The organism is Bacteroides caecigallinarum (assembly GCF_021531075.1).
Lineage (GTDB): Bacteria > Bacteroidota > Bacteroidia > Bacteroidales > Bacteroidaceae > Phocaeicola > Phocaeicola caecigallinarum_B.
Map to the genome: position 1 here is coordinate 1 of NZ_JADYTJ010000168.1, position 270 is coordinate 270.

At 50.0% G+C, this 270-nt stretch carries 1 rRNA gene; it reads right to left on the minus strand.

What is annotated here, in order from left to right:
* Positions 1 to 270: ribosomal RNA gene (locus I6E11_RS14925) — 23S ribosomal RNA — on the minus strand; the annotation flags it as partial.

A 270-nucleotide genomic window follows, 5' to 3' on the forward strand; every position in this document is an offset into this window, starting at 1 on the left:
CCTTTAGAAGCCTCCGTTACGCTTTTGGAGGCGACCACCCCAGTCAAACTACCCACCAAGCAATGTCCTTCTTTCCTGAAGTTAGAACTCAAACAAACGAAGGGTCGTATTTCAACAGCGGCTCCACGAACACTGGCGTGCCCGCTTCTAAGCCTCCGACCTATCCTACACATCGCGTGCCCAAATTCAATGCTAAGCTATAGTAAAGGTTCACGGGGTCTTTTCGTCCCATCGCGGGTAATCGGCATCTTCACCGATACTACAATTTCA